The following is a 5,331-nucleotide window of genomic DNA, read 5'->3' on the forward strand; positions in this document are numbered from 1 at the left end:
TCTATAATTATAATTTCTTTTTGCTTTTTTATTTCCTCATCTATTTTTTCTTCTAAATTATTTTTCCCTTTTAAAACATCTTTAAGATTAATTAACCCCACACTCTTTTCGCACTGCTCAGAAATGATATCTTTAATATAAGAATGTTTTATAGGAGTTATTGGATCATTTGCAATTTCTGTTTTTTCAAGTGGAATATCATGAACAAATTGATTACCACCAATTGTTTTCCTTCCATTATCAGGTAGTGCAGGTGCAACAATAGCAAGATCAAACTTACCCCCATCCATAACACCATCTATTTCAGAACCGATATTACCTCTTAATGTAGAATCAAGCTTCTTATAAATATACTTAAAAGATTTTTTATTTAATTTTTCTGCTGCTTTATAAGCCTTTTTATAAGCTATCTTTGGGTCATCTGCTCTACTCTCTGTATCAACAACGACGACATCAACTTTTTCATCTATATTTTCTATTTTTTCTATATCAAAAACTACTACTGTAGTAAAACCATCTTTACTAAAATGTACACCTGTATCATTAGATCCAGTAAAATCATCAGCAATTATTGCAACTTTGTCTTTCATAACTAACCTCCCATTTCATCATTAATATTAATAGCTGCTGTCCCAATTTAGAACAGCAGCTATTTTGCTATTTATTATATTATGTTATACTGCCTCTTCTTTTCCATTGTTTTCTTGCTCTTCTTTTATGAATCTTTTATGAAGAAAAGCTGTAACTGCGGGTGTTAATAATGCGGTTGTTATAGTTGATGCAGCAACCTGTGGTGTTGCAGTTGCAGCCAGTGCTTCTAAAGTAGGGTCAGCTACTGCAACAGCTTGTGGTGTAGCAACTGCGTTACCAGCTGTACTTGAAGCAGCAGCTCCAGCCATACCAGTTCCTCCTGTTAGTCTATCAGCCCAGAAATTAAAGAATCCACCAATAAGACTAGTCATAACACCTAATAAAACTCCAGAAATTCCAGCTGTAATCAGCATAGTAAAGTTAATTCCTGCTCCTAAAGGAAAAGCAAATAAAGGAATAAATACCGGGCCACTCTTTGTTAAAAATTCTTTCATATCAGAGTCAAGATTACCAAGAATCATACCAATAATTATTGGAATAATTACTGCCACTAATGTTATAAACGGAATTCTAGCAATTCCAGCTGTTCCTAAAGCCACCATTGTAAGAAATGGACCATCATTAATAGAAATTATGGAAATAGCACCTACATCAGTCTCATCTCCAAATTCTCCTACTAATGCTGCATATAATCCACCATTTGTGTTACTCATTGCAGCAATTATCGCTAATGAAGATAATCCAAGAAAACTATCATTTAAAAATTTAGAAACAAATAATCCAATTCCAACTGCAACTATAAACTTAGTTATAGTTACTACTGTACCCTTTTTTATAGCTGTTGGAGCAGCTTTTAATTCAATACCAGCTCCCATACAAAGTAGAAAAGCAGCTATAAGTGTTGAAGCTCCATTTTTAAATAATGCTGTTGTAAACCCACCAATTTCTAAAAGTTCAGGAAAGAAAGTGTTTGTTAATGCACCGAGAACAAGCGGAACTACCATCATACCACCAGGAATTTTTTCAATAGACTGCTTTATTTTCAATTTCATCACTCCTTAAATTATTTAAAAAGTTTATAATAAGTTATTATTAAACTGTTGGTGCAATTCTAAATATACCGAATTCTTGATGTCCCAGCAATTCTGCCTTTGGTTTTTCTCCATTTGCTACTCTAATCATATAATCAAAGATTTCCTCAGAAACTTCACTCATTGGAACACCTTGATCAATTATTCGACCAGCATTAATATCAATATTATCTTCCATCATTTTATAAGTTCTAGAATTACCTGTTACTTTAATTACCGGTGCAATTGGTGAACCTGTAGGTGTACCTCTTCCAGTTGTAAACACAATTATCTGAGATCCACCTGCAAGCATACCAGTTATTGAATCAATATCCTGACCAGGTGTATCCATTACATAAAAACCTTTGCCATCTACTTCTTCTGCATACTCTAAAATACCTTGAATAGTAGCAAATCCAGCTTTATAAATACATCCAAGAGATTTTTCTTCAATAGTTGTAACTCCACCCTGGATATTTCCTGGAGTAGGCTGATTACCTCTTAAATCAACACCTGAATCTAATGCTCTCTCTTCAGTTCTATTAACAATTTCAAACAATCTATTCTTCACATCTTTATTTAAAGCTCTTTTCGCTAATACATGTTCTGCTCCAATTAGTTCTGTGGTTTCTGATAACATTGCTGTCCCACCATATTCAAGAAGCTTATCTGATGCTCCTCCAACTGCAGGATTGGCTGCTATACCAGATGTAGCATCTGTTCCACCACATTCTATTCCCAATATTAAGTTATCCAAATCTACTTCTTTTCTTTCCATTTTAGCAAGGTCATTTGCCATATCTCTAGCAATTCTAGTACCTGCTTCAATAGTTTTAAGGGTTCCACCTTCTTTTTGTATAACTAATTTTTCTACTCTCTTACCAGTTTTACTAATCTCCTCTGCTACATTATCAGGCTCTACACCTTCACAACCTAAACCGACTACAAGAACTGAACCAACATTAGGATTTTTACCTAAACCTATTAATGTTCTTGTTGTTTGATCTTCATCAGGTCCTAATTGGCAGCATCCATGTTCATGAGGGATTGCAACAGCCTCACTTATTTGATCTGCTATTTTTACAGCAGTATGAGCTGCACAAACTGAAGTAGGTAATACAAGCAGGTGATTTCTAATACCTACTTTTCCATTTTCTCTTTTATAACCTTTAATTTTCAATTTAATTCACTCCCCGTTTTTTTAAATCTCCACGTGCTCTTTTACTCTCAAGATTATGGACATGAACATAATCACCTTTTTTAATATCTTGACTGGCCATTCCTATAACCTCACCGTATTTAACAACATCACTACCTTTTTTTATATCTACTAAAGAAAATTTGTGTCCAAAAGGAATGTCATCATTTATTTGTATCTTTTCTGCATCCCCTTTAATTTCAACTTCAACCTCTTCTCCCTTAGTAATATCTGACAGTGTTGTAGCAATATTGTCTTCAGAGTTCATTACAATAGATTTACTTGCCATTTAAATTTCCCCCTTTCGGATATTATTAATCTCACTCATAATTAAATGCAATTATCATACCATAATGCGTTAATTTTCGGAATCATTTTAATAATCCCCCTATAACAACAACCTTTCTTTAATTTTTTTTATAAAATCAGAAAGCAAAAAAATAAAAATTGGTTAACAAAAACAAATAACGATGCAAAATGCATCGTTATGTTTTATTATAAATCATATTTTTTTATTTTTCTCCACAGCGTTGATCTATCAATATCTAAAATATCAGCAATTTCTATTTTAGATAATTTCTCTTGTAGAAGTTTTCCGATTACTTGTTTCTCTATATTTTCAATAGAAGTATAGATATCAATTAAATCACTATCAGCTTTTTCTTCGTTTAGTTCAGGTAATATATATTCAATATTTTTCTTAGTCACTTTAGGAGACTCTGAAATAACAACTATTTTTTCCATCATATTTTCTAATTCTCGTACATTACCCGGCCAGTCATATTTTTTAAAAGATTCTATTACTTCAGATGATAAATTTATTTCAACACCATTTTCAATGGACAGTTTTTTTATAAAATGTTCTACCAGAATTGGTATATCATCTTTTCTTACTGCTAAAGGTGGAATTTCAAGTTCTAATACATTCAATCTGTAATATAAATCTTTTCTAAACTCTCCACTTTGAACAGCCTTTTTTAAATTACTATTAGTAGCCGAAATTATTCTTACATCTATTGGAATAACTTCTCTGCCTCCTAAACGCATTATTCTTTTTTCTTGAATGACTCTCAATAATCTAGCCTGTAGTTTCTTATCCATTTTTCCAATTTCATCTAAAAATATTGTCCCTTGATGAGCTAATTCAAAAAGACCACTTTTCCCACCCTCTTGAGCACCAGTAAAGCTACCTTCTTCATAACCAAAAAGCTCACTTTCAAGAAGATTTGTTGGTAAAGCTGCACAATTAATCGCTACAAATGGACCATTCTTTCTTTTGCTATTATTATGAATACTATGTGCAAAAAGCTCTTTTCCAGTTCCACTTTGACCAGTAATTAATACCGTAGAATTTACTTTTGCAAATTTTTTAGCAAGTTCTTTTTTTACTTTGATTTCTTTATTCTGTCCTATTATATCGTCAAAATCATATTGAGCTGTTAATCCTTTTTTGTTTAATTCTCTTCGAATTTCTTGCTCTAATTTTTGGATTTTAGTAACATCCTGAAATGTTGCAACAGCTCCATTTATTTTATTTTCAACTTTAATAGGTACTCTATTTGTTGCAATTCTAGTTTCTCCAATATTTTGAATTTGATTTAGTTCCTTTTTCCCAGTTTCGACGACTTCCAATAATCTTGTATTTGGAATTACTTTATCTGCCTTTTTATTAATAACCTGATCCTTATTAATATTAAATAATTTTTCAGCTTGAGGATTGAAAACCGTTACAATACCATCTCCATCTATTGCAATTATACCTTCTTGAGCAAAGTCTAAAATTGTTTTTAGTTTTTCTTTTTCTTTTTTTTCCTGCATAATTGCCTGATATACTTTTTTAGCTTCAAGAATAGAGTTTTGAACAGCTTCTTCACCAGAGGTTATTAATTGGGTTTTTAACCCGTGTTTATCAGCTGTTTTGATAGCTATAGTATCCCCAATAATTAATTTAACATTATTTTCTATAGCCTTCCTTACCTGCTCATTAACTTGGTTATTTGATGTAATTTCATAATAACTTATGTCAATATTTAAAGTTTTAGCAATAGATTTCATTCCATAAATAACATTAGGATAACCAATAATTCCGATGCTCTTATCATTTGAAGAGGCAAATGGATATATTACTCTTAAAAGATCAAAACCAGTTACATTAATTTCAACAACAGGAATATCTACACTGTTTTTTATCATTGTAGCAGTACCACCACGACTAATAATAAGCTCAACGTCATTTTTTACTGCTTCATTAGCTACTTTAACTCCTTCTTCAAGATCTCCTAAATATACTCCTATATCATAACCATTTCGTTTAATAACTTTTTCAGAAGATTCCTTAAGTTTTGGATAGGGTGCAATTAAAATAATTTTTTCTTTAAATTCCATCATTACTTCAACTAACTACATTCTGAGGTTTTTCTGCTAACCAGGCTTCAATATTATCAAATACTATCTCTGCTCTTTTGATAAAAG

General features: G+C 31.6%; 5 protein-coding genes. All 5 read right to left on the reverse strand.

The features are described 5' to 3' along the window. The coding region (locus tag CI949_RS16315) for a four-carbon acid sugar kinase family protein (RefSeq protein WP_290768230.1) at window positions 1-590 on the reverse strand (590 nt) is incomplete at its 3' end. An 84-nt stretch (window positions 591-674) separates the two neighbouring features. Continuing rightward, on the reverse strand, window positions 675-1,637 hold the full coding sequence (locus CI949_RS16320) for a 2-keto-3-deoxygluconate permease (protein WP_133505666.1): 963 nt from the start codon (window positions 1,635-1,637) through the stop codon (window positions 675-677). Between the two features lie 46 nt (window positions 1,638-1,683). Beyond that, window positions 1,684-2,841: a UxaA family hydrolase gene (locus tag CI949_RS16325; protein ID WP_133505665.1), complete on the reverse strand. Its 1,158-nt coding sequence runs from the start codon at window positions 2,839-2,841 to the stop codon at window positions 1,684-1,686. A gap of 1 nt (window position 2,842) precedes the next feature. Continuing rightward, window positions 2,843-3,148 (reverse strand): UxaA family hydrolase, encoded by a 306-nt coding sequence (locus tag CI949_RS16330; RefSeq protein ID WP_133505664.1) that lies wholly within the window; start codon window positions 3,146-3,148, stop codon window positions 2,843-2,845. A 206-nt stretch (window positions 3,149-3,354) separates the two neighbouring features. Further along, window positions 3,355-5,244, reverse strand: a complete 1,890-nt coding sequence (locus CI949_RS16335; RefSeq protein WP_133505663.1) for a sigma 54-interacting transcriptional regulator — start codon at window positions 5,242-5,244, stop codon at window positions 3,355-3,357. Between the last annotated feature and the right edge of the window lie 87 nt (window positions 5,245-5,331).

Source organism: Halanaerobium sp. (assembly GCF_003070835.1).

Bases quoted from the DNA above. Each gene is read 5' to 3' on its own strand.
- CI949_RS16330 (WP_133505664.1), bottom strand. From the start codon at position 3,148: ATGGCAAGTAAATCTATTGTAATGAACTCTGAAGACAATATTGCTACA.
- CI949_RS16335 (WP_133505663.1), bottom strand. From the start codon at position 5,244: ATGGAATTTAAAGAAAAAATTATTTTAATTGCACCCTATCCAAAACTT.